Origin of the sequence: Mesorhizobium wenxiniae (assembly GCF_002284535.1) — a bacterium.
In the GTDB taxonomy this organism is placed as follows: Bacteria; Pseudomonadota; Alphaproteobacteria; order Rhizobiales; family Rhizobiaceae; genus Mesorhizobium; species Mesorhizobium wenxiniae.
This window is the reverse complement of the sequence record NZ_NPKH01000016.1, coordinates 61,211-85,797: the sequence shown is the minus strand read 5'-3', so window position 1 is coordinate 85,797 and position 24,587 is coordinate 61,211. Positions and strand designations below refer to the sequence as shown.

The 24,587-nt window shown below is 63.1% G+C and carries 18 protein-coding genes; 12 read left to right on the top strand and 6 right to left on the bottom strand.

What is annotated here, in order from left to right; genetic code table 11:
- The first annotated feature begins 3 nt into the window (after window positions 1–3).
- The 11 genes from CIT31_RS08255 to CIT31_RS08205 all read left to right on the top strand — a co-directional run bounded on the left by CIT31_RS08255 (window position 4) and on the right by CIT31_RS08205 (window position 14,421).
- On the top strand, window positions 4–222 hold the full coding sequence (locus CIT31_RS08255; protein WP_029355351.1) for a hypothetical protein: 219 nt from the start codon (window positions 4–6) through the stop codon (window positions 220–222).
- Between the two features lie 131 nt (window positions 223–353).
- Entirely contained in the window at window positions 354–1,250 is an 897-nt protein-coding gene (locus CIT31_RS08250; protein WP_095518197.1) for a class II glutamine amidotransferase, read from the top strand.
- Between the two features lie 4 nt (window positions 1,251–1,254).
- Entirely contained in the window at window positions 1,255–2,001 is a 747-nt protein-coding gene (locus CIT31_RS08245; protein WP_165778378.1) for a GltB/FmdC/FwdC-like GXGXG domain-containing protein, read from the top strand.
- A 6-nt stretch (window positions 2,002–2,007) separates the two neighbouring features.
- Window positions 2,008–3,336 (top strand): FMN-binding glutamate synthase family protein, encoded by a 1,329-nt coding sequence (locus CIT31_RS08240; RefSeq protein ID WP_095518196.1) that lies wholly within the window; start codon window positions 2,008–2,010, stop codon window positions 3,334–3,336.
- A gap of 42 nt (window positions 3,337–3,378) precedes the next feature.
- The gene (gene glnT, locus CIT31_RS08235) at window positions 3,379–4,686 is read left to right on the top strand and encodes a type III glutamate--ammonia ligase (RefSeq protein ID WP_095518195.1); all 1,308 of its coding nucleotides are present in this window, start codon (window positions 3,379–3,381) and stop codon (window positions 4,684–4,686) included.
- Window positions 4,687–4,778: 92 nt separating this feature from the next.
- Entirely contained in the window at window positions 4,779–6,032 is a 1,254-nt protein-coding gene (locus CIT31_RS08230; protein WP_095518194.1) for a sarcosine oxidase subunit beta family protein, read from the top strand.
- 16 nt (window positions 6,033–6,048) lie between these two features.
- Entirely contained in the window at window positions 6,049–6,324 is a 276-nt protein-coding gene (locus tag CIT31_RS08225; RefSeq protein ID WP_095518193.1) for a sarcosine oxidase subunit delta, read from the top strand.
- A complete protein-coding gene (locus CIT31_RS08220; RefSeq protein WP_095518192.1) occupies window positions 6,324–9,308 on the top strand; it encodes a sarcosine oxidase subunit alpha in 2,985 nt (994 codons plus the stop codon). Before CIT31_RS08225 ends, CIT31_RS08220 begins: the two co-directional genes overlap by 1 nt.
- Window positions 9,301–9,930, top strand: a complete 630-nt coding sequence (locus CIT31_RS08215; RefSeq protein WP_095518406.1) for a sarcosine oxidase subunit gamma — start codon at window positions 9,301–9,303, stop codon at window positions 9,928–9,930. Before CIT31_RS08220 ends, CIT31_RS08215 begins: the two co-directional genes overlap by 8 nt.
- Window positions 9,931–10,055: 125 nt before the next feature.
- Complete coding sequence (locus CIT31_RS08210; protein ID WP_095518191.1) at window positions 10,056–12,425, top strand: trimethylamine N-oxide demethylase; 2,370 nt, start codon at window positions 10,056–10,058, stop codon at window positions 12,423–12,425.
- Window positions 12,426–12,711: 286 nt separating this feature from the next.
- Window positions 12,712–14,421: a trimethylamine N-oxide permease gene (locus tag CIT31_RS08205; RefSeq protein ID WP_095518190.1), complete on the top strand. Its 1,710-nt coding sequence runs from the start codon at window positions 12,712–12,714 to the stop codon at window positions 14,419–14,421.
- A 151-nt stretch (window positions 14,422–14,572) separates the two neighbouring features.
- On the opposite strand, the gene CIT31_RS08200 is transcribed toward CIT31_RS08205, so the two are convergent.
- The 4 genes from CIT31_RS08200 to CIT31_RS08185 all read right to left on the bottom strand — a co-directional run bounded on the left by CIT31_RS08200 (window position 14,573) and on the right by CIT31_RS08185 (window position 21,362).
- On the bottom strand, window positions 14,573–16,066 hold the full coding sequence (locus CIT31_RS08200; RefSeq protein WP_095518189.1) for an aldehyde dehydrogenase family protein: 1,494 nt from the start codon (window positions 16,064–16,066) through the stop codon (window positions 14,573–14,575).
- A gap of 67 nt (window positions 16,067–16,133) precedes the next feature.
- Window positions 16,134–19,280, bottom strand: coding sequence for an efflux RND transporter permease subunit (locus tag CIT31_RS08195; protein WP_095518188.1), 3,147 nt, complete (start codon window positions 19,278–19,280; stop codon window positions 16,134–16,136).
- A gap of 244 nt (window positions 19,281–19,524) precedes the next feature.
- On the bottom strand, window positions 19,525–20,664 hold the full coding sequence (locus CIT31_RS08190) for an efflux RND transporter periplasmic adaptor subunit (protein ID WP_425350579.1): 1,140 nt from the start codon (window positions 20,662–20,664) through the stop codon (window positions 19,525–19,527).
- An 80-nt stretch (window positions 20,665–20,744) separates the two neighbouring features.
- Complete coding sequence (locus CIT31_RS08185) at window positions 20,745–21,362, bottom strand: TetR/AcrR family transcriptional regulator (RefSeq protein ID WP_095518187.1); 618 nt, start codon at window positions 21,360–21,362, stop codon at window positions 20,745–20,747.
- A 294-nt stretch (window positions 21,363–21,656) separates the two neighbouring features.
- Here CIT31_RS08185 and CIT31_RS08180 point away from each other — a divergent pair, with 294 nt between their 5' ends.
- Window positions 21,657–22,010: a VOC family protein gene (locus tag CIT31_RS08180; RefSeq protein ID WP_095518186.1), complete on the top strand. Its 354-nt coding sequence runs from the start codon at window positions 21,657–21,659 to the stop codon at window positions 22,008–22,010.
- Window positions 22,011–22,235: 225 nt separating this feature from the next.
- On the opposite strand, the gene CIT31_RS08175 is transcribed toward CIT31_RS08180, so the two are convergent.
- Both CIT31_RS08175 and CIT31_RS08170 read right to left on the bottom strand, forming a co-directional pair.
- The gene (locus CIT31_RS08175; RefSeq protein ID WP_095518185.1) at window positions 22,236–22,691 is read right to left on the bottom strand and encodes a DUF417 family protein; all 456 of its coding nucleotides are present in this window, start codon (window positions 22,689–22,691) and stop codon (window positions 22,236–22,238) included.
- Window positions 22,692–22,851: 160 nt separating this feature from the next.
- The gene (locus CIT31_RS08170; protein ID WP_095518184.1) at window positions 22,852–24,489 is read right to left on the bottom strand and encodes an acyl-CoA synthetase; all 1,638 of its coding nucleotides are present in this window, start codon (window positions 24,487–24,489) and stop codon (window positions 22,852–22,854) included.
- Window positions 24,490–24,587 lie beyond the last annotated feature (98 nt).

Genomic DNA, 24,587 nt, shown 5'->3' with positions numbered 1-24,587 from the left:
GCAATGTCTACCAATGGAATGGAAAGCTGGGCCGTGGACCTCAAGGACGTCGGCGCGATCTACCCGTTTCAGGGTTCCGAAGTCGTGATGGTGATCATCGGCCTCGTCTTCTGGATCGGATGGCACGTCCTCCAGACGCGCCACGAGAGTGCTGAAATCGAGGCCGATATGGCTGCGGATCGCACTGGAGATGAGACGAGAAAGGCGATCGACCGCCATTAAGTCGCCGATGGTCGTCTGGCGCGTCATTTGCGCCAGACGACTTGTCCAAGATGAAAAAAACTTTCATACGATTTGAATTCGACTCATGAAGCTGGTAGCAGCTAAATCATACCTCATCTCGGGAGCCTGACATGTGCGGAATCGTCGGACTGTTTTTGAAGGACAAGTCGCTCGAGCCCCGGCTCGGCTCGATGCTTTCGGAGATGCTGATCTCGCTCAGCGATCGCGGTCCCGACAGCGCCGGCATCGCCATCTATGGAGCGCCATCCGGCAACGAGGGCAAGATCACCATCCAGTCGGCCAAGCCGGAGCACGATTTCCGCAACCTTGACGCCGAACTCGCCAGGGCGATCGGAACGCCGGTGAACATCGCAGTGAAATCGACGCATGCGGTCGTCAGGACCACGCCCGACAAGATCGATGAAGTGCGCGAGGCCATCCAGGTGCTGCGCCCCGATATCCGCATCATGGGCGCCGGCGATGTCGTCGAAATCTACAAGGAGGTCGGCTTGCCCGAAGCGGTCGTCGATCGCTTCGACGTGCGCAGCATGACCGGTACGCACGGCATCGGCCACACCCGTATGGCAACGGAATCGGCGGTGACGACGATGGGCGCGCATCCGTTCTCGACCGGCGCCGACCAGTGTCTGGTGCACAACGGCTCGCTGTCCAATCACAACAATGTCCGTCGCGAGCTGATCCGCGAAGGCATGAAATTCGAGACCGAGAACGACACCGAAGTCGCGGCCGCCTATCTCTCCTCGCAGATGGCGCATGGCAAGAATCTCGGCGAGGCGCTGGAAGGCACGCTGAGCGACCTCGACGGCTTCTTCACCTTTGTCGTCGGCACCAAGAACGGCTTCGGCGTGGTGCGCGATCCGATCGCCTGCAAGCCTGCCGTCATGGCCGAGACCGACCAGTATGTCGCCTTCGGCTCGGAATATCGCGCGCTCGCCAAGCTGCCCGGCATCGACAATGCGAGGGTCTGGGAGCCCGAGCCCGCAACTGTCTATTTCTGGGAGCATTGAGCTCATGCCGGCAATCAACGTCTCCAAGGCGACCCGCGAGCAAGACCATGAGCAGAGTCGGGCGTCGACGGTCTTCGACCTGGCCGAAATGCCGCTGCGCGAGCTCAACCAGGCGCTACACAATCTGACCCCTGGTTCGAACGAGACCGCCTGGGAAGTGCTGAACCCGAAAGGCAGCCATTCGGTCGCCGTCGGCGTCGACCAGCCGATCACCATCGATGTCCGCGGCAGCGTCGGCTATTATTGCGGCGGCATGAACGACGGCAGCGCCATCACCGTGCATGGCTCGGCGGGACCCGGCGTCGGCGAAAACATGATGTCGGGTTCGATAACGGTCAAAGGCGATGCCAGCCAGTATGCCGGCGCCACCGGCAGGGGCGGGCTGCTGGTCATCGAAGGCAATGCGTCGTCGCGCTGCGGCATCTCGATGAAGGGCATCGACATCGTCGTCCACGGCAACATTGGCCACATGTCGGCCTTCATGGCGCAATCTGGCAATCTGGTGGTGCTGGGCGATGCCGGCGACGCGCTCGGCGATTCCATCTACGAGGCGCGGCTGTTCGTGCGCGGCAAGGTCGAAAGCCTCGGCGCCGACTGCATCGCCAAGGAGATGCGGCCAGAGCATCTGGAACTCCTGCAGGGCCTTCTCGACCGTGCCGGCGCGACCGGCGTCAAGGCGGCGGAGTTCAAGCGTTACGGCTCGGCGCGCACGCTCTACAATTTCAACATCGACAACGCCGACGCGTATTGAGGCTCAATGACCTATCGCAACCCGCCGACGACGCCGCGCAAATCCGCGACTTTCGACGACTACACGCTCTCCGAGATCCGCCGCGCGGCGGCGACCGGCATCTATGATATTCGCGGCGCCGGCGCCAAGCGCAAGCTTCCGCATTTCGACGACCTGCTGGTGCTCGGCGCCTCGATCTCGCGCTATCCGCTCGAAGGCTATCGCGAGCGCTGCGACACCAGCGTGGTGCTGGGTTCGCGCCATGCGAAAAAGCCGATCGAGCTGAAAATCCCGATTACCATCGCCGGCATGAGTTTCGGGTCGCTCTCCGGCCCGGCGAAGGAAGCACTCGGCCGCGGCGCGACGCTGTCGGGCACCTCGACGACCACCGGCGACGGCGGCATGACCGAGGAAGAGCGTGGCCATTCCAAGACGCTGGTCTACCAGTATCTGCCATCGCGCTACGGCATGAACCCGCGCGATTTGCGGCGGGCGGATGCTATCGAGATCGTCGTCGGCCAGGGCGCCAAGCCCGGCGGCGGCGGCATGCTGCTTGGCCAAAAGATCTCCGACCGTGTCGCCGAAATGCGCACGCTGCCGAAGGGTATCGACCAGCGCTCGGCCTCGCGCCATCCCGACTGGACCGGGCCTGACGATCTGGAAATCAAGATCCTGGAACTGCGCGAAATCACCGACTGGGAAAAGCCGATCTACGTCAAGGTCGGCGGCGCGCGGCCCTATTACGACACAGCCCTTGCGGTTAAGTCAGGCGCCGACGTCGTCGTGATCGACGGCATGCAGGGCGGCACCGCCGCCACCCAGGAAGTGTTCATCGAGAATGTCGGCCAGCCGACGCTTGCCTGCATCAGGCCGGCGGTGCAGGCCCTGCAGGATCTCGGCATGCACCGCAAGGTGCAGCTGATCGTCTCCGGCGGCATCCGCAATGGCGCCGACGTCGCCAAGGCGCTGGCGCTCGGCGTCGACGCGGTGTCGATCGGCACGGCCGCACTTGTCGCGCTCGGCGACAACGATCCGCGCTGGGAGGCGGACTATAACGAGCTCGGCACTACCGCCGGCGCGTATGACGACTGGCATGAGGGGCGCGACCCGGCCGGCATCACCACGCAAGACCCCGTACTAATGAAACGGGTCGATCCGATAGCGGCCGGCCGACGGCTGGCGAATTATCTTAAGGTGATGACGCTGGAGGCGCAGACGATCGCGCGTGCCTGCGGCAAGAACAGCCTGCACAATCTCGAGCCCGAGGATCTCGTCGCGCTGACGATCGAAGCCGCCGCCATGGCCGGCGTGCCGCTGGCCGGCACCAACTGGATACCGGGGAAGAACGGCTTCTAAGATATATCAAACCACCAAGAATGCCATAAGCGAGGAACTACAATGGGGAACGATCTCGCCGCCTTTGCCAAAGAGAACGGCGTCAAATATTTCATGATTTCCTACACCGACCTGTTCGGTGGGCAGCGCGCCAAGCTGGTGCCGGCGCAAGCCATCGCCGACATGCAGAAGGACGGTGCCGGCTTTGCCGGCTTTGCCACCTGGCTCGACCTGACGCCGGCGCATCCAGACATGCTGGCGGTGCCGGATCCGGATTCGGTCATCCAGCTGCCGTGGAAGCCGGAAGTCGCCTGGATTGCTGCCAATTGCATTATGGACGAAAAATCGGTCGAGCAAGCGCCGCGCAACACGCTGAGGCGGCTGATTGACGAGGCGGCCGGCGACGGTATGCATGTCAAGACCGGCGTCGAGGCCGAGTTCTTCCTGATCTCGCCGGACGGCAAGACGATTTCCGACGAATACGATACGGCGTCAAAGCCCTGCTACGACCAGCAGGCGGTGATGCGCCGCTACGATGTCATCGCCGAGATCTGCGACCACATGCTGGCACTCGGCTGGGGCCCCTACCAGAACGACCATGAGGACGCCAACGGCCAGTTCGAGATGAACTGGGCCTTCGACGACGCGCTGGCGACCGCCGACAAGCATTCCTTCTTCAAGTTCATGGTGAAATCCGTTGCCGAAAAGCACGGCCTGCGCGCGACCTTCATGCCAAAACCGTTCCCCGGCCTGACCGGCAATGGCTGCCATGCCCATATCTCGGTGTGGGACAAGGACGGCAAGACCAATGTCTTTGCCGACAACGCCATGGAGCTCGGCCTGTCGGCGAAGGGCAAGAATTTTCTCGGCGGCATCATGAAACATGCCTCCGCACTTGCTGCGATCACCAACCCGACGGTCAATTCCTACAAGCGCATCAATGCGCCGCGCACCATTTCGGGCGCCACCTGGGCGCCGAACTCGGTGACCTGGACCGGCAACAACCGCACCCACATGGTGCGCGTGCCCGGCCCCGGCCGTTTCGAGCTGCGCCTGCCCGACGGCGCGGCAAACCCTTATCTGCTGCAGGCCGTCATCATCGCCGCCGGCCTCGACGGCATCCGCTCGAAGGCCGATCCGGGCAAGCGCTACGACATCGACATGTACCAGTTCGGCCATACGGTGGAGGGCGCGCCGAAGCTGCCGCTCAACCTGCTCGATGCTTTGCGCGAGTTCGACAATGACAAATCGCTCAAGGCGGCGCTGGGTGAGGAATTCTCGTCGGCTTATCTAAAGCTCAAGCACCAGGAATGGAATTCCTATGCTTCCCACTTCACCCAGTGGGAGCGTGACCACACGCTGGATATCTAGAGCATCGGACCGAAAAGTGTGAAGCGGTTTTCGGATGATTCCGATGCGCCAAGAAAGGTCCTGCGTGGCGCGAGCGATCTCGGAATAGATTTATGAAATACTCGATCTTCTCCCTCGCCCGCGCCGCGTTTTCCGGCCACAAGACCTGGCAGCGCACCTGGCGCGACGCCAGCCCGAAGGATCACTACGACGTGGTGATCATCGGCGGCGGCGGCCACGGCCTGGCGACGGCGTGGTTCCTGGCCAGCGAGTACGGCATCAGGAATGTCGCCGTGCTGGAAAAAGGCTGGATCGGCTCCGGCAATGCCGGCCGCAACACCACCATCATCCGCTCCAATTACGGGCTGCCCGGCAACACCGGCTTCTACGAACTGTCGATGAAGCTATGGGAGCGCATGGAGCAGGATCTCAACTACAACACGATGGTCAGCCAGCGCGGCGTCATCAACCTCTACCACTCCGATGCGCAGCGCGACGCCTATGCGCGGCGCGGCAACACGATGCGCATCAACGGCATCGACGCCGAGCTGCTCGACCTGGCGGCGGTCAAGAAGATGATGCCGTTCCTGAACTTCGACAATGCACGCTTTCCCGTGCAAGGCGGGCTGCTGCAGCGGCGCGGCGGCACGGCGCGCCACGACGCGGTGGTCTGGGGCTACGCCCATGCGGCGAGCGCGCTCGGCGTCGACATCATCCAGAATTGCGAGGTGACAGGTTTTTCGCGCGACGCCAACGGCAAAGTGACCGGCGTCGAGACTTCGCGCGGCACAATCGGCGCCGGCAAGGTCGGCATGGCCGTCGCCGGCAGTTCGTCGCGTGTCGCGGCGATGGCGGGCCTGCGCCTGCCGATCGAAAGCCATGTGCTGCAGGCCTTCGTCTCCGAGGCGATCAAGCCGCTGCTCCCCAACGTCATGACCTTCGGCGCCGGCCATTTCTATGTCAGCCAGTCCGACAAGGGCGGGCTGGTCTTCGGCGGCGACATAGATGGCTACAATTCCTATGCCCAGCGCGGCAACATGCCGGTCATGGAAGACGTCTGCGAGGGCGGCATGGCGCTGATGCCGATGATCGGCCGCGTGCGCCTCTTGCGCCAGTGGGGCGGCATCATGGACATGTCGATGGACGGCTCGCCGATCATCGACAAGACGCCGGTGGACGGGCTCTATCTCAATGCCGGCTGGTGCTATGGCGGCTTCAAGGCGACGCCCGGCTCCGGCCTCGTCTTTGCCCATCTTCTGGCCCGCGACGAACTGCACACAGAAGCGGCGCGGTTCCGCCTCGACCGGTTCCGGCGGGGTGCTGTGATCGATGAAAAGGGCGTCGGCGCCCAAACGAACCTGCACTGAGGACGGTCCAAAAAGCATGCGTATTGTCTGTCCCTTCTGCGGCGAACGCGAACTCGGCGAGTTCAGCTATCTCGGCGACGCGAAGCCGGTGCGTCCGGCAGCAGGCGCCCCGGAGGACGACGTCTTCGACTATGTCTACCTGCGCGACAACATTGCCGGTGCGATGAGCGAACATTGGTACCATGCTGGCGGCTGCCGGGCCTGGCTGAAGATCACCCGCAACACGCTGACACATGAGATTTCCTCGGTCGAGCCGGCGGCGGGCGCAGGCGCTGCAGAGGTTGGCGCCTGATGGTTAGTCACGCGCAGACGCACCGGCTGGAGAGCGGCGGCCTCATCGACCGCTCGGCGCCGCTGAACTTTCGCTTCGACGGCAAAACCTTTGCCGGCTTCCAGGGCGACACGCTTGCCTCGGCGCTGATCGCCAATGGCGTCAAGCTGGTCGGCCGCTCGTTTAAATACCACCGGCCGCGCGGCATCCTGACATCAGGCTCGGAAGAACCCAACGCGCTGGTCGAGCTGCGCACGGGCGCGCGGCGCGAGCCGAACACCAAGGCGACCACGGCAGAACTTTATGACGGTCTGGAAGCGGCCAGCCAGAACTGCTGGCCGTCGCTGCGCCACGACCTGATGGCGGTGAACCAGCTGTTCTCGCCGATCTTCGTCGCCGGCTTCTACTACAAGACCTTCATGTGGCCGGCGAAGTTCTGGGAAGCGATCTACGAGCCGGCGATCCGCCGCGCCGCCGGCCTCGGCCGCGCGGCGGGTGTCGCCGATCCCGACCATTACGACAAGGCGTGGGCGCATTGCGACGTACTGATCGCCGGCTCCGGCCCGGCCGGGCTGGCGGCAGCACTTGCCGCCGGTCGCAGCGGTGCCCGCGTCATCCTGTGCGAGGAAGATTTTGCGCTTGGCGGGCGCCTGCTTGCCGACGGCGGCATGATCGACGGCATGCCGGCGGCCGAATGGACTTCCCGCACCCTGGCCGAACTCGCCACGCTGCCCGATGTTCGCATCATGAACCGCACGACGCTGTTCGGCGTCTATGATGGCGGGACTTACGGGGCAATCGAACGGGTCAACGATCATCTGCCTTCGCCGCCGGAGCACCAGGTGCGCCAGCGGCTGTGGCGGATCGTGGCCAAGCGCTGTGTCGTTGCCGCCGGCGCCATCGAACGGCCAATCGTCTTTGCCGGCAATGACACGCCCGGCGTGATGATGGCTTCGGCGATGCGGACCTATGTCGCGCGCTATGCGGCGACCCCTGCGAAGAGGATCGCCCTGTTCACCAACAATGAGGATGGCTGGCGCACAGTCGAGACCGCGCTTGGCGCCGGATTGCAGATCGCGGCCGTCGTCGATGCTCGCCTAGACGTGTCCGCCGCGCATCGCGCGCTTGCCGCCAAAGCCGGCTTTCCCGTGCTGAACGGTTCGGTCGCCGGTGTCGAAGGCGGCAAGGACGGTGTCAGGAAAATCTCGATATCGCTGACCGGCGGCGCACGCGCGGAAGTCGAAGCCGACGGACTTGCCGTTTCCGGCGGCTGGAACCCGGCGGTCGGGCTGACCTCATACCATCGCGGCCGGCCGAAATGGCAGGACGATATATCAGCCTTCGTGCCGGACGGCGCCCCTCCGGGCATGGTGGCCGCCGGTGCTGCCAACGGCGCCTTCGGCCTCGGCGCCTGCCTGAGCCAAGGGTTTGCCGCCGGTGCGGCAGCGGCACAGAGCCCCGGACACAATGGCAGTGCCGGCACGCCGCCAGTCGCCGACGACGAGACTTTTTCGCTGACTCGGCTCTGGCATGTCGCCGGCAAAGGGAAGGCCTTTGTCGACTACCAGCATGATGTCACCGCTTCGGACATCGAACTGGCGCAGCGCGAAGGCTTTGAATCGGTCGAGCATCTCAAGCGCTATACGACGCTCGGCATGGCCACCGACCAGGGCAAGACCTCGAACGTCGCCGGCCTCGCCATCCTGGCGGCGGTATCAGGCAAGTCCATTCCCGAGACCGGCACGACGATCTACCGTCCGCCCTATGTGCCGGTCGCCATCGGCGCCTTTGCCGGCCATCATCGCGATGAGGACTTCCATGCGACAAGGCTGACGCCATCGCATCACTGGGCAGCAGAACAGGGCGCGGTGTTCGTCGACACCGGCCTGTGGAAGCGCGCGCAATGGTATCCGCGCGCCGGCGAGAAGGACTGGCTGGAATCGGTCACCCGCGAGGTCAAGGCGGTGCGCTCTGGCGTCGGCTTCTGCGACGTCTCGACGCTTGGCAAGATCGACGTGCACGGACCGGATGCCGGCGCCTTCCTCGACCGCGTCTACATCAACACCTTCTCCAATCTTGCGGTGGGAAAAGCGCGCTACGGGCTGATGCTGCGGGAGGACGGCATGGTCTATGACGACGGCACCACGTCGCGGCTGGCCGAGGACCATTATTTTCTGACCACCACCACCGCCAAAGCCGGGCCGGTGATGCAGCATCTCGAATTCTGCCGGCAGGTGCTGTTTCCTCAACTCGACGTGCAGCTGACATCCGTCTCCGACCAGTGGGCGCAATTCTCGATCGCCGGGCCGAAGACCCGTGACCTGCTTCGCGAAATCGTTGATCCGGCCGAGGATTTGTTGAACGAGGCGTTCCCGTTCATGGGCGCGCGGGAAGTAGCGCTTCGCGGCGGCATCAAGGCACGGCTGTTCCGCATCTCGTTCTCCGGCGAGATGGCGTTCGAGATTTCCGTTCCCGCCCGCTACGGCGACGCGCTGGTGCGCAATCTGATGCTGGCCGGCAAACAATTCGGCGTGACGCCTTATGGCACCGAGGCGCTCGGCGTCATGCGCATTGAAAAGGGCCATGTCGCCGGACCGGAGCTGAATGGCACGACGACGGCCGCCGACCTCGGGCATGGCAAGATGATGTCGACCAAGAAGGATTTTATCGGCTGCGTCATGGCCGGGCGCGAGGCGCTGGCGGCAGCGGATCGGCAGGTCGTGGTTGGCATCAAGCCGACCGACAAGAAGCGCCGCCTGCGCTCCGGCGCACATGTCATTCCGAAGGGCGAGATACCGGGTTCCGCCAGCAGTCAGGGCTATGTCACGTCGGTCTGCTTCTCGCCGACGCTCGACCAGTGGATTGGGCTGGCGCTTGTCGAGCGCGGGCGCGAGCGGATCGGCGAGATCGTCCATGCGCATGACCCGCTCCGCGGCGAGGATTACGATGTCGAGCTGTGCAATCCCGTCTTTTACGATCCGGATGGAGGGCGCCAGCGTGGCTGAATTTTCGTGGCCTCCCCGCAGTCCGCTGGAGCACGCGCTTGTTGCGGGCGCTTATGGCGTGCGCGAGGTCGCGCCGGGCATTTTCCTCACTGAAGTTCGCAATTTCGAGTTGATCCAGGTGATGGCGCGGCGCGGCAAAGGGGCGGAACTGGCAAGCGCCACCACAGCCCGCTTCGGCATGGCGGCTCCGGATGTACCGAAGGCGGTCAGCGCTTCGGACGTGATGCTCATCTGGTCGGGACCGGATCAGTTCCTCGTCTTATCGAAGGGCGGTAAGTACACGATAAACACATTGAGCCAGGCGTTTTCGCAATCCGCCTCGCTGTCGGACCAGTCGCATGCGCGCGCCTGGATCAGCGTCTCGGGAGCCAAGGCGCGCACCATGCTGGCGAAATTGTCGTCGATCGATCTGCACCCGACGGCGTTTCCGATCGGCGCCGCTGCCGCGACGTCGATCGACCATACCAGCGTCAATCTCTGGCGCGGCGATGACGGGCCGGATGGGCAAGCGGTGTTCAATCTTCTGCTGTTTGCAACCTTCGCCGGAAGCTTGTGGCAGACAATGCTCGACGCCGGCGCCGAATACGGCGTCGACATCAGGCATTCCGAGGAATTCGCGTAAAGTTTCATCCGCGTGTGTGCGGCCGGCACGAAGCCTCACCTTGCCAAATCCGGGCTTGCCGCCTATTCTTGCCGCTAAAATAATTTCACGTACAGGCAAACTTGTTTCTCGAAACTGGGGTTGAGATGAGCCAGTCGCCCTACCCCGCCGTCGCCGCCGGACCGCCCCGGCCGAGCCTGATCCTGCGGCCCGGCCAGATGGCGCTGCCGGCTGGCATGGAGCGCTATTTTGTTCACGGCAATGGCGCGGTGCTTATCGACGTCGAGGCCGGCGACACGATCAGCGTGCGCAATGTCGAAGGCGGGCAGGCCTGCGAGCTGCTCGCATGGGACAAGAACGGCGCGACCGATGCCGGCATTTTCGGCGAGAAATCGAACAGCAATGCCGCCGGCATCAAGGCGCTGCTGGCCGATGGCGACGACAGCCTCGTTTCCTTGCGCCGGGGGCTGGAGCGACGCCAGGTGCAGCTGGATCAGGCAAAGACGGTTCGCGTTTTCGGTGGCGCCACCCCTGCCGGCACCGAACAGAGTTTTACTGTAGCCCGCAATGGCTCGATGCTCATCGCCGCCCCGGGTGGTCCTATGCTGGTCGACGGCCATGACACGGCGACGCCGCTCAGCATCATTGTGCGGCGCGCCACCATTCGCCCGGCGGCGAAGTCGCAGCTTGGCGACCCGCTGGCCGATCCAGTGCTCGATTTGCGCGTCCATTCGGCGACCGCCGAATCCTACTTCGTCAAAGCTGGCGACTATTTGCAGATCATCGATGTCGACGGGCGCCAATGCACGGACTTCCAGTGCTTTTCGGCGCGCAAGCTCGACAAGGGACGCGACCATCCGCTCGACGTGACGACGACCCGCACGCTGATGGGTTCGAGCTACCCGATGCCCGGCCTGCACTCGAAATATTACGACCAGGACATGGAGCCGCTGGTCGAGGTCGTGCAGGACACTTGCGGTCGGCACGATGCGTTCGCGCTCGCTTGCGCTGCCAAATATTACGACGACATCGGCTATCCCGGTCACCCCAACTGCTCGGAGAATTTCAACCGTGCGCTGTCGGACAAGGGTGTAAATCCTCGCGCCGGCTGGATGGCGATCAACTTCTTCTTCAACACGGCGATCGACGCGCATGGCGTCATGGTTTCCGACGAGCCGTGGTCGCGGCCGGGCGACTATGTGCTGCTGCGCGCCTTGACCGACATCGTCTGCGTCTCGTCCGCCTGCCCCGACGACACGACGCCGGCCAATGGCTGGAACCTGACCGACATCCATGTGAGGACCTATTCCGGCCAGCACAAATTCTCGCGAGCGATCGCCAGACGCATGACGCCCGATTCGGAACCGAAAATGACCCGCGAGACATCATTTCATTCGAGCTTTGCCAGGCACACCCGCAACTTCGTCGAGTACAGGGGGTATTGGCTGGCCAACGCCTTCGCCAAGGAGGGGCCGATCGCCGAATACTGGGCCTGCCGGCAGGACGCGGTGATCATGGACCTTTCGCCGCTGCGCAAATTCGAGGTCACCGGCCCGGATTCGGAAGCGCTGCTGCAATACACGCTGACCCGCGACGTAAAAAAACTCGGCATCGGCCAGGTGGTCTATTCCGCCATGTGCTACGAGCATGGCGGCATGATCGACGACGGCACGCTGCTCAGGCTCGGCAAGGATAATTTCCGCTGGGTCGGCGGAGACGATCTTTCCGGCGAATGGCTACGCGACACCGCGACGAAACTCGGCCTCAACGTGCTGGTGCGTTCGTCGACGGACCAGATGCACAATGTCGCCGTGCAAGGACCGAAGAGCCGCGACATCCTGAAGGAGATCATCTGGACTTCGCCGCTGCAGCCGTCGATCGAGGAGCTCGAATGGTTCCGTTTCGCCGTCGCCCGGATCGGCGGCGGCAACGGCATTCCGGTCGTCGTTTCGCGCACCGGCTACACCGGCGAACTCGGCTACGAGATCTGGTGCCATCCGCGCGACGCTGAAAAGGTGTTCGACGTCATCTGGGAGGCCGGCCAGCCGCATGGCTTGAAGCCGATGGGATTGCAGGCGCTAGACATGGTGCGCATCGAGGCCGGTCTGATCTTTGCCGGCTATGAATTTTCCGACCAGACGGATCCGTTCGAGGCCGGCATCGGCTTCACGGTGCCGCTGAAGACCAAGACCGACGATTTCATCGGGCGCGAGGCGCTGATCCGGCGCAAGGAAAACCCGCAGAGGAAGCTGGTCGGCCTCGACATCGACGCCAATGTCGCGGTTGGGCATGGCGATTGCGTCCATGTCGGCCGCGCCCAGATCGGCGAAATCACTTCGAGCATGCGTTCGCCGGTGCTGAACAAGACCATCGCGCTGGCCAGGCTCGACGTCACCCATGCCGCGATCGGCACCGAGGTCGAGATCGGGAAGCTCGACGGCCACAGCAAGCGGCTGCCGGCGCGCGTCGTGCCCTTCGCCCACTACGATCCGCAAAAGAGCAGACCGCGCTCCTGACGGCGGTTCAAGGATCGCGAATGGCGCAAGTCATCCCTGTGCAAAGTCGATTCCTCCTCTGAAGTCAGCTGGCGGCGCGTGCCGCCGGCGCGTGTTCCGCATCTGCGATGTGCACAGCTTCACAAAACGCTTGACGTGGAAGCGTGACGGATCAATCTTCACTGCCAAGAAAAAAATACTACTGAGCGGAAACCGCCTGAGCTCGTTTCAACGCGTGCGTCGGTGACGCATCGCGGGGTGTCGGCTGTCGCCGATGGGGAACATCAAAAATGGGGAATCCACGTATATGAGCACAATAGTCTCTGCCCTGGTGCCGCCTGCCGAAGGGCAGCTGCACCGCAATATCGATTGGCGCGGCGCCTTCTGGGTGGCGAGCGGCGTTCCCGCCCTTGTCCTGTTTTCGATCGGCGGCATTGCCGGCACGACCGGCAAGCTGGCCTTCCTGATCTGGACGGTGTCCATGATCATGGGCTTCCTGCAATCCTTCACCTATGCCGAGATCGCCGGCCTGTTTCCGAACAAGTCCGGCGGCGCCTCGATCTATGGCGCCACCGCCTGGCTGCGTTATTCCAAGTTCATTGCGCCGCTGTCGGTGTGGTGCAACTGGTTCGCCTGGTCGCCGGTGCTGTCGCTCGGCTGCTCGATCGCCGCCGCCTATATCCTCAACGCGCTGGCGCCGGTGCCGCTGTTTACCGACGCCTCGCCGGAAGTCGCCGCCTATATCGCGGCTAACGCCGGAACGAGTGCCGCCGATGCCATCACGGCGGTGACCGCGGCCGCCACACCGGCGATCCGCAACTGGACGCTCTACGGGCACACGCTGGGTCCGGTCTCCTTCACCTTCAACGCCACCTTCTTCATCGGCGCCGTGCTGATGCTGATCATCTTCTCCATCCAGCATCGCGGCATCCTGGGCACGGCAAACGTGCAGAAATATATCGGCATGTTCGTCATCATTCCGATGCTGATCGTCGGCGTCGTGCCGATCGTCACCGGCCAGATCGACTGGGCGAATTTTTCGCCGCTGGTGCCGCTGGCGGCCGCCTACGCGCCGGAGCCCGGGGCGTGGAACATTGCCGGCTGGACGCTCGTTCTCGGCGGCATGTTCATTGCCGCCTGGTCGACCTACGGTTTCGAGACTGCCGTCTGCTACACGTCCGAGTTCAAGAATCCCGGCGCCGACACCTTCAAGGCGATCTTCTATTCCGGCCTGCTATGCATGCTGCTGTTCATCCTGGTGCCGTTCACCTTCCAGGGCGTGCTCGGCTTGAATGGCATGCTGGCGACCCCGATCGTCGACGGCTCCGGCGTCGCCGACGCACTGGCCGGCATGGTCGGCGGCGGACAGCTGATCCATAGCCTTCTGGTGATGCTGATGATCCTGGCCCTGGTGCTGTGCATCATGACGGCGATGGCGGGGTCCTCGCGTACGCTCTATCAGGGCTCAGTCGACGGCTGGCTGCCGCGCTATCTCAGCCATGTCAACGAACACGGCGCCCCGACCCGCGCCATGTGGACCGACCTGGTCTTCAACCTGGCCGTGCTGGCCATCGCTTCGGCCGACGCGACCAGCTTCTTCTTCATCCTCGCCGTGTCGAATTGCGGCTACATCATCTTCAACTTCCTCAACCTCAATGCCGGCTGGATCCATCGCATCGACAACGGCCATATCGCGCGGCCGTGGAAGGCACCGAGCTGGCTGCTCGGCCTCGGCGCCATCCTTGCCTATGTCAACATGATCTTCATGGGCGCCGGTGCAAAGGTCTGGAACCCGATGGCACTGTGGGCAGGGCTGATCACGGCTGGCCTCATCATCCCGGTGTTCTGCTTCCGGCATTACATTCAGGACAAGGGCAAATTCCCCGACCACATGCTGGCTGATCTCGGTATGACCTCATCCGATCTCGCCGTCAGAAAGGCGGGCATCCTGCCCTACCTGACGCTGATCGCCGGCGTCGTGGTGATGCTGCTCGCCAACTGGCTGTTCGTCATCTGACCTCCGCCTCAAAGATTGAGCGCGCGATGCGCGCTCGATCCCCTTGCACTTTGTTCTTGCTTTGTTCGGAAGTTATGCTAGTGATTAGCTGTAGTGCCGATTGGCACCGATAAGCCGCCGCCGAGGCGGGTTTTATTATCCCGCGTGAGACTCAATCGATCTTGATGAACACGCCCTTGGTGTTGAGATACTCGTCGAGGTGCTCTGCACCGCCCTCGCGGCCGTAGCCGCTCATCTTGTAGCCGCCGAAAGGCATGGCCGGATCGATGGCGTGATAGGTGTTCACCCAGACCGAGCCGGCGCGGATTTTCCTGGAAAGCTGGTGGGCAGTGGCGAGATTTTGGGTGAACACCCCTGCGGCAAGACCGTAGGGCGTGTTGTTGGCTCGCTCGACCGCCTCGTCGAGCGTATCGAACGGCAATGCCGAGATGACCGGCCCGAAGATTTCCTCGCGCGCGATCCTCATGTCGTCCGAGACACCGGCAAAAACCGTCGGCGCGACGAAATTGCCGGCGGCCAGCGCACCCTCCATAAGGCGTTCACCGCCGGTGACGAGGGTCGCGCCCTCAGCCGTGCCGGCCTCGAGATACGAGGCGACCCGTTGCAGCTGCTTTTCGGAGACGAGCGGGCCGATCTGGGTCGCCGGGTCGATGCCGTCGCCGATCCTGAGGCCCTTGGCATAGACCGCCAGGCGCTCGACGAACTCGTCATGGATGGAGCGTTCGACGAACAGGCGCGAGCCGGCGATGCAGATCTGGCCGGAATTGGCGAACACCGACATCGCCGCGACCGGCACCGCCCTGTCGAGATCGGCGTCGGCGCAGACGATGACCGGCGACTTGCCGCCAAGCTCCAGCGAGACGCGTTTGAGGTTGCCGGCCGAGGCGCGGACGATCGATTGGCCCGTTGCCGTCGAGCCGGTGAAGACGATCTTGTCGACGCCCATATGCTCGGAAAGAGCGGCACCTGCCTCCGCACCGGTGCCGGTTACGATGTTGACGACGCCTGGCGGAACGCCGGCCTCGTTCATGATGTCGGCGATCAGAAGCGGCGTCAGCGGCGCCTCTTCCGAAGGTTTCAGCACCACGGTGCAGCCCGCGGCAAGCGCTGGCCCGATCTTCCAGATCGAAGCGGCCGTCGGTGCGTTCCAGGGGATAATGGCGCCGACGACGCCGACCGGCTCCTTGCGCGTGAAGGAGACGATTTCGCCCGGCAGCGAGTTCTCAATCGTCTCGCCATGCAGGGACGTCGCCATGCCGGCGTAGTAGCGCAGCATACCGATGACGCGGTTGCGGTTGGCGCGGGTACGCACGATCGGCATGCCCATGTCGGTCGTGTCCGAGCGACTGATCTCCTCCCAGTGCTTTTCGAAGAGGTCGGCGATCCTGAGGAGCAGCACCTGTCGCTCGTAAGGCTTATACCGGCTCCACAGCCCATCGAAGGCCCGGCGCGCCGCGGCCACCGCCAGCTCGATATCATCGCGGTCGCCGCGCGGCACCGTGGCAATGACCGCGCCGGTGGCTGGATTGCGGGTCTCCATGGTGCGGCCCGAGCGGGCGTCGACCCAGGCGCCATCGACGAACATCTGACGGTGGCGTCCGTCGATCGGCTGGCGCAGCGCCACCGGTGTCTGAGCTACGGTCATGACGTCCTCCTCCAGAGCTCTGCCGGTGGGCGGATTTAACCCCTGGACGTCACATCTGCCAACAGCTCTATTCGGCGGCCAGAGCCAGTCGCGGCCTGTCGTCGTTTTCTGCCAGCTCCGGCTCGGCCGCCTGCTCCGCATCCTCGGCCTTCTTGCGCTCCCTGCCGAAGAACAAGGCATAGCCTGCCGGAAGGACGAGTATAGTGAGCACCGTGGCAACGAGGATGCCGCCCATCATGGCATAGGCGAGCGGACCCCAGAAGACGCCGCGCGAGATCGGGATCAGCGCCAGGACCGCCGTCAGCGCGGTCAGCATGATCGGCCGGAAACGGCGGACCGCCGAGCCGATAATGGCCTCCGAGCGCTCCATGCCGGCCGCTATATCCTGGTCGATCTGGTCGACCAGGATGATCGAGTTGCGCATGATGATGCCGAGTAGGGCGATCACGCCGAGGATGGCGACGAAGCCGAAGGGCGCGCCACTGATCAAAAGTGCCGCCGCAGCGCCGATGATGCCGAGCGGGCCGGTCGCCAGCACCAGCATCGCCTTGCCGAAATGCTGCAATTGGATCATCAGCAGCACGACGATGACAGCCAGCATGATTGGAGCTTTCGCAGCAATGGAGGCCTGGCTTTCGGCCGAATCCTCGGCGCCGCCCTGGATCTCGATGTTGTAGCCGGGCGCCAGACCGTCGCGCAGGCTTTGCATCTCGCTATACATCTTCATGACGACATCGTTCGACTGCACGCCATCCGGCAACGTGGCACGCACGCTGATGGTCGGGAGGCGGTCGCGCCGCCACTCGACGCCTTGCTCCAGCACCGGTACGACCTTGGCGACCTGCGACAGCGGCACAAAGCCACCGAAATCCGTCGGGATAGAGACGGAGTCGACCGCCGACAGCAGGTGTCGGCTTGCTTCCGGTTCTCGGGCGACGATCGAAACGGTCTCCTCGCCGTCGCGGAAATCATCGAGCGGCGCCCCCGACATGGTCGCCTGCAGCATCTGGCGGATGCGCTGCGAGGTGACGCCGAGCGCACGGGCGCGATCCTGGTCGATCACCAGCTTCATCTCCGGCACCGGCTCCAGCCAGTCGTCGTGAACGGCGCCGAGCAGCGGATTTGCCTGGAACTTCGCCTTCACCTCGTCGGCGATGCGGCGCACCTCCTGGCGATCCGGGCCCATGACGCGCATCTGCACCGGCCAGCCCGTGGGCGGCCCGAGGAACAGGCGATCAACCTTGGCACGGACCGACGGGAAATCCTCGGCCAGAATGGTGCGCAGCTTGACGATCAGCCGTTCACGGGCCGGTTCGTCATTGGCCATCACCAGAAGCTGGGCGAAGTTCGGATTGCGAAGCTGCTGGTCGAGCGGCAAGAAGAAGCGCGGCGCGCCCTCACCGATATAGGTGGCGATGAAGCGCTTGTCCTTGTCGTCCATCATCCTGGTTTCGAGCGCCTTGGCCTGCGTCTCGACTTCCTTGATGCTGGTGCCTTCCGGCAGCCAGAGGTCGACGAGGATTTCCGGACGCGACGACTGCGGGAAGAAATTCTGCGGAATGAACTGGAACGCCCACAGGCTGGTGGCGAAGGTCACCAGCGTCATGACCAGCACGATGATGCGGTGGCGCACGGACCAGCCGACGGTGGCGCGAAGCCGGCGGTAGAAGCGCGTGTCGAAGACATCGTGGTGGTTGCCGGCGTGTTTTCGCTGCTTGAGGATCATGTGACCGAGCCACGGCGTGAAGTAGACCGCCACGAACCAGGACACGACCAGCGCGATGCCGACGACGTAGAAAAGCGTGCGTACGTATTCACCGGCCGTCGAGGCCGCGAAGCCGACCGGGATGAAGCCGGCGGTGGTGATCAGCGTGCCGCTCAGCATCGGGAAGGCCGTCGAGGTATAGGCGAAGCTCGCCGCCTCGATTTTGACCAGTCCTTCCTCGAGCTTGCGCTCCATCATTTCGACGACGATCATCGCGTCGTCGACGAGCAGACCGAGCGCGATGATCAGCGCGCCGAGTGAAATGCGCTGCAGATCGATGCCGATCTCGTACATGATGGCGAAGGTGGCGGCCAAAACGAGCGGAATGGTGATCGCGATCACCAGGCCCGAACGCCAGCCGATCGTCAAGAACGAGACGACAAGCACGATCAGCAGCGCCTCGCCAAGCGCTTTCATGAACTCGCTCACCGCTTCCCGCACGACTTCCGGCTGGTCGGCGATCTGATCGACCGAAACGCCGTAAGGCAACGCTTCTTCGAAGCGGTGATAGGTCGCCTCGACCTCCTTGCCGACATCGGTGACGTTGAAGCCCTTGGCCATGACGACGCCGACCTGGACACTGTCGTGGCCGTTGAAGCGGTATTTGCGCTGATTGGGGTCTTCGAGGCCTGTGGTCACGGTTGCGATGTCGCCGAGGCGCGTCACCTGGTTGCCGGCGCGCAGGCGAAGTTCGCGGATGTCGGCCGCCTCCGTCACGTTGCCTTCGACCGAGATGCGCACCGAACGCTGGCCGGTATCGACCGAGCCTGCCGGATCGACATTGTTCTGGCCCTTGATCGCGTTCTGCAGATCGGTGAGCGTCAGGCCACGCTCGGCAAGCACCTTGGACGAAACGTCGATATAGAGTTTTTCCGGCTGGTCGCCGATGATCACGGCCTTCTCGACGCCGGGCGTCGTCAGCAGCATGTCACGCGCCTGGATGGCTAGTTTCTTCAGCTCGGGATAGCTGTAGCCGTCGCCGCTGATCGAATGCAGGGTGATGAAAGTGTCGCCGAACTCATCGTTGAAGTAGGGCCCAAGCAGCCCTTGAGGCAGCTCATTGGCGATATCGCCGACCTTCTTGCGTACCTGGTAAAAGGCATCCGCGACCTGCGTGGGATTGGTGTCGCCTTCCACCTGCAAGGTGATGATGGCGCTGCCGGCGCGCGTGTAGGAACGGACGAAATCGAGATGGGGCGTTTCCTGCAGCTTGCGCTCGATCTTGTTGACGACCTGGTCCTCCATCTCCTGGATCGAGGCCCCCGGCCAGACAGCCTGGACCACCATGACGCGGAAGGTGAAGTCCGGGTCTTCCTTCTGGCCCATGCGCATTAGGCCGAGCGCGCCGGCAACGATGATCAGGCCGAACAGGAACCGCGCAATGCTCGGGTGCCCGATTGCCCAGCGCGAAAGATTGAAGGGCCGCTTCTCATTGGTGTCGGTGGTCATAGCGCCAGTCCATTTGTCTGATCGTCAGCGCACGCACATGGCATGCCCACGGAACTTCTAATGCTTCCGGGCGGCGAGGCTTTCCGAGCGGAGAGACACTCATCGCGGTGGGACGCGGGGATCGATGTGGGGAGTCACATCGACCTTACGTCTCGACACCCGGGCACCTGCCGCCCGGAAACCATGAACCGCTTGAGCTCGCGGCTTGCGCCGATGCGAGGAAAAGCCGTTTTATTCTTGGCCGTCAGCGGACGCGCTTGGCGGCGTCGCCATCGTCGTCCGCCGATGCGGACTGCTGCACCGCATCGCCGGTCAGCTTGACCTTCAGATTCTCGGTCATGAATTGCGTGCCCGCCGCAACGACGACGTCGCCGGGGTTCAATCCTTCGGCAACATGCACGCCGTCGGCGGTGAATTCGGCCACCTTGATCGGACGCGCATGGACGGTCTCGCCGTTGCGGTCCACGGTCCAGACGATCTGCTGGCCTTCCTTTTGCGCCAGCGCGCTCAACGGGATCGATACGCTCTGCGAGCTGTTGTTGGCCGCCGAAGCCTCGATGTTGGCGGTCATGCCGAGAAGCACGCGCGGATTGTTGGGCAGGCTGACGCGAACGGCAAAGGTACGCGACTGCTGATCGGCGCTGCCGGCGACTTCACGGACCTTGCCATCGAGCGTCAGCGCATCGTCGGACCAGAAGCTTGCCTTGACGTTCTTGCCCGGCTTGAACTGGGCGATATCCATTTCCGGAACGGCGATCAGCACTTCCTTTTCGCCATCGACGGCAACGGTCACAACCGGCGTGCCGGAGCCGACCACCTGACCGACATCGGCGGTGACCGATGTGACGATGCCGTCCCTGTCCGCCTTGAGGTCGGTGTAGAGGACCTGGTTCTTCGCCTGGTCAAGCGATGAGCGCGCGGAATTCCGGGTGGCGACCGCCTGATCGTAGCTGAGCGTGGCCTGTTCGAGCTGCGATTTCGACGCGAAGGTCTTGGCAAACAGCTGTTCGGCACGACGGCGGGCAAGGCCCGTTGTCTCGACCTGCCGCTCGGCGGCCTCGAGGCTGGCCTCGGCACTCTTGACCGAAAGGGCGTAGTCGGCGGGATCGATGCGGGCCAGAACGTCGCCCGGCTTCACGCGCTGACCGATGTCGACCAGGCGCTCGGTGATCTTGCCGTTAATACGGAACCCGAGATTCATCTCGGTGCGGGCGCGCACCGATCCGGAGTAGGAGAGCTCACGGGTATCGTTCGCCTTGGCGATCTCGACGACCTTGACCGGCCGGACGATGTCCTTGACTTCCACTTTTTCTTGCGAGCAACCGGCGAGCCCAAGCGCCGCGACGACGACCAGAGCCGGTCCAATAGCCGGCACCCTGTTCATGATGGATTTGGACAAAGGCACTTGCGTACTCCCGAACTGGAGATGGATTGTCGACATCGCCGCCCGATGGGCGGAAACGGTCATTTCTTCAAAGCCCTGATGGCAAACTCGATAAGCTCGTCCGGCATCGCCCGATTCTTCTTGGCAAGGCATTGGGCGACCATTTGCGGGTGACAGAGGGTGATGATAGCGGCGCCGAAACACCGCGAAGCGACTTCCGGATCCTGGTCGGCAAACTCGCCTGCTGCGATTCCCTCGCTGATCACCTCGGCCACCAAGCCGCGGATCCTGTCGATATGCCTCTCGATGACGTGCCAATCGCGTTCGATGGCAACGACCACCATTTCGTGCACCTTCTCCTGGTCGAGCATGGTGTCACGGGTCCACTGATAATGCGTTTGCACGTAGCGGCGAAGCCTTTCGCTGGCCGTTCCGGGACTATGGCAGGCGTCGTAGGTCAGTTGATAGCAAGTAGCGAGCATACGGCCGCAAACGGCCTGGTGGATCTCAACCTTGGAGGCGAAGAAACGGTAGATGTTGGCCGTCGACATGCCGAGTTCACGCGCTATGTCGGCGACATTGGTCTTGCCGTAGCCGTAGTGGCGGAACAGCCGCTCCGCGCAATCGAGGATGCGCGCGACATTCTCCTGTCGGACCACGTCGACCGCCTTGTCGAGGGTATCTAGGGTATTATTCATCGTGTTTCATTACTCAATTACGAGTGACGAATTTTGAATTTCGTCACTCGTAATTCGAAATCACCCGCCTGTCAACTGCGACATTATCCGTCTTGGGCGACTGGTGACATCTGTTGACACAACTTGGGCGTGAACAGCGTTAATGAAGCCTGCTGCGGGCCGTGCACGGGCCACCCGCCAGGCTCAGGTGATCGGGCGCCTTATTTTATTCAAGACGTGCTCCATTTTATTCAAGACGTGCTCCGCGGCGCGCAGCAATGCGTTATCATCCAAGCCGCGGAAAGGAGAGTTGGGATGACCGTGCTGCGCATCGTCTCGAATATCGCAACAGACAGCATTCCGGATGTTCGGAAGTTCTATACCGACCTGTTCGGGCTCGATGCTGTCATGGATCACGGGTGGCTCGTCACGCTGGCGTCCGGTGAAACAACCATCCCCCAGATCAGCATCGCCAGCGAGGGCGGCTCAGGCACCCCGGTGCCCGATCTGTCGATCGAGGTCGACAATGTCGACGCGGTTTATCTTCGCGCAAACGAGATCGGTTGCAGAGTGGTCTACGATTTGACCGACGAACCGTGGGGCGTAAGACGTTTCTTCATTGCCGACCCGACCGGCAAACTGCTCAACGTGCTCTCGCACCTTCGCTAAAGCGCGTCGCATTTAACCGGCCTCACGCGACGCGCTTTAGGTTGTTGTTTTGTGCATGGCGTTATCGCAAAACCGCTGCACAGCGGGGCTTTTTCGATCTAGTCGAATGTGTAGTCCGGTGGCCGCGGCGAACCTGTGCCCGTCCCACAAGTTCGCAGTAGCCCACCATTTGGCGCGGCTATGCGGATGACGTCATTCTGCCACTCGCCTTCGACTTGGATGCGCTTAGGTAGCCGATCTGTTCAGTCTGTTCAGGCTTTCGCCCAGTATAACAAGCGAGATGCCGAGCAGCGCAATGTCCTTGATCAGGAACTGACCGGCGGGACCGAGCGCGGGAAAGCCGAGCGCAGGCTCCCAGATCGGCAGGGCAACCATGATCGAACAGGTGACCAGGAAAATCAGCGCGGCCAATGCCCCACCGGCCACACCGGCGCGCGTCGACCAGGGAGAGGCAATCAGCAGAAGCGCGGTCGCGATCTCGACGACGCCAAGCACATAAGAGGCACCAGCTTCACCGAATACCGGATACATCCAGGCGAGCCAAGGCGTGCCGCCGATCAGCGGCCTCAACGCCTCGATCTCAACAGCCGTGAACTTCATCCCACCGATCATGAGAAGCGGCAGTATGACCCCGATCAGGGCGAGGATCCGCCCCGCTTTGCTGACCGCGGTGTTCTCCATCGGAATGCTCCTGCTGCTAGATCTTCTTCCGTCGGCTTGGTTTTGTATCGAGGACGATCGGAAGGCACTCGATCCGACACTGAGGGATCTTTTTTGCTCCGTTCATGTTGGGTTAGCTGGGCCAACAATGATCTGACACGGATTATGGGTGCTGACCTGCCTACCCCTTGGCCATCTCCCTCAGCCTGAACTTCTGGATCTTGCCGGTCGAGGTCTTCGGGATTTCGGCGAAGATCACCGCTTTCGGCACCTTGAAGCGGGCGAGCAGCTCGCGGCAGTGATCGATGATCTCGGCTTCGGTCGCCGTCCTGCCCGGCTTCAGCTCGACATAGGCGACCGGCACCTCGCCCCATTTGTCATCGGGCCTGGCGACGACGCCGCAGGAGGCGACGGCGGGATGCTTGTAAAGCGCCTCCTCGACCTCGATCGATGAGATGTTCTCGCCGCCGGAAATGATGATGTCCTTGGAGCGGTCCTTGAGCTGGATGTAGCCGTCGGGATGCCTGACGCCGAGGTCGCCCGAGTGGAACCAGCCGCCGGCGAAGGCCTCGTCGCTCGCCTTGCGGTTCTTCAGATAGCCCTTCATGACGATGCTGCCGCGGAACATGACCTCGCCGATCGTCTCGCCGTCAGCCGGTGTCTCCGCCATCGTCTCGGGGTCCATCACCGTCAGATCCTCGAGCGCGGCATAGCGCACGCCTTGCCTGGCCTTCCTCGCCGCCCTGAGACCCTTCTCCAGCCCATCCCATTCGCCATGCCATTCGTTGACGACAGCCGGGCCATAGGTCTCGGTCAGGCCATAGAGGTGGATGACCGCAAAGCCCGCATCGGCCATGCCCGACAGCACCGCTTCCGGCGGCGGTGCTGCGGCCGTGCTGAAGGTGACCGTCTGCGGAAATTGCCGCTTGTCCTCGTCCCTGGCATTGATCAGCACCGACATGACGACCGGCGCGCCGCACAGATGAGTGACGCCGTAATCGGCGATGGCGTCGTAAATCGGCTTCGGCCGAACCCAGCGCAGGCAGACATGGGTGCCGGCCTGCACGGCCAGCGTCCACGGAAAGCACCAGCCATTGCAGTGGAACATCGGCAGCGTCCACAGATACACCGCATGCTTGCCCATGCCGGCATGGATGGTGTTGGCGTAGGCCATCAGAGCCGCACCGCGATGGTGATAGACGACGCCCTTCGGATTGCCTGTGGTACCGGATGTGTAGTTGAGCGAGATTGCGTCCCATTCGTCGTCGGGCATCGACCAGGCGAAATCCTCGTCGCCGCCCGCGACGAAGTTCTCGTAGTCGAGGGTGCCGATCCGCTGGCCCTTGGGATATGGGGCGTCGGCGGCGTATTCGAGATCGTCGTAGTCGATGACCAGCGGTTCTACCTTAGCCAGCGCCAGCGCCTCGCTGACGACATTTGCGAATTCGCGATCGACGACAAGCACCTTGGTTTCGGCATGGTCGAGCTGGAAGGCGATGACCGCGGCGTCAAGGCGGGTGTTGAGCGAATGCAGTACCGCCTTGGTCATCGGCACGCCGAAATGCGCTTCCAACATCGGCGGCGTGTTGGACAACATCACGGTGACGGTGTCGCCCTTGCCGACGCCGCGCCTCTGCAGCGCCGAGGCAAGCTTCAGCGACCGCCGCCAGAAATCACGATAGGTCGTGCGCTGACTGCCATGGATGATCGCGACATGGTCGGGAAAGGTCTTTGCTGCCCGCTCCAGATAGCTGAGCGGCGTCAGCGGCTGGTGGTTGGCTGGATTCCTGTCGAGATCCTGTTCGTAGGGATTGGCCATCCCGTCCTCCCCAATATCGTTCTCGAACCTTCTAACCACGGGCCTCCGCCCCGTCACCATCAACGATGCCACGATAGAGCGCATTTGCCACAATGATG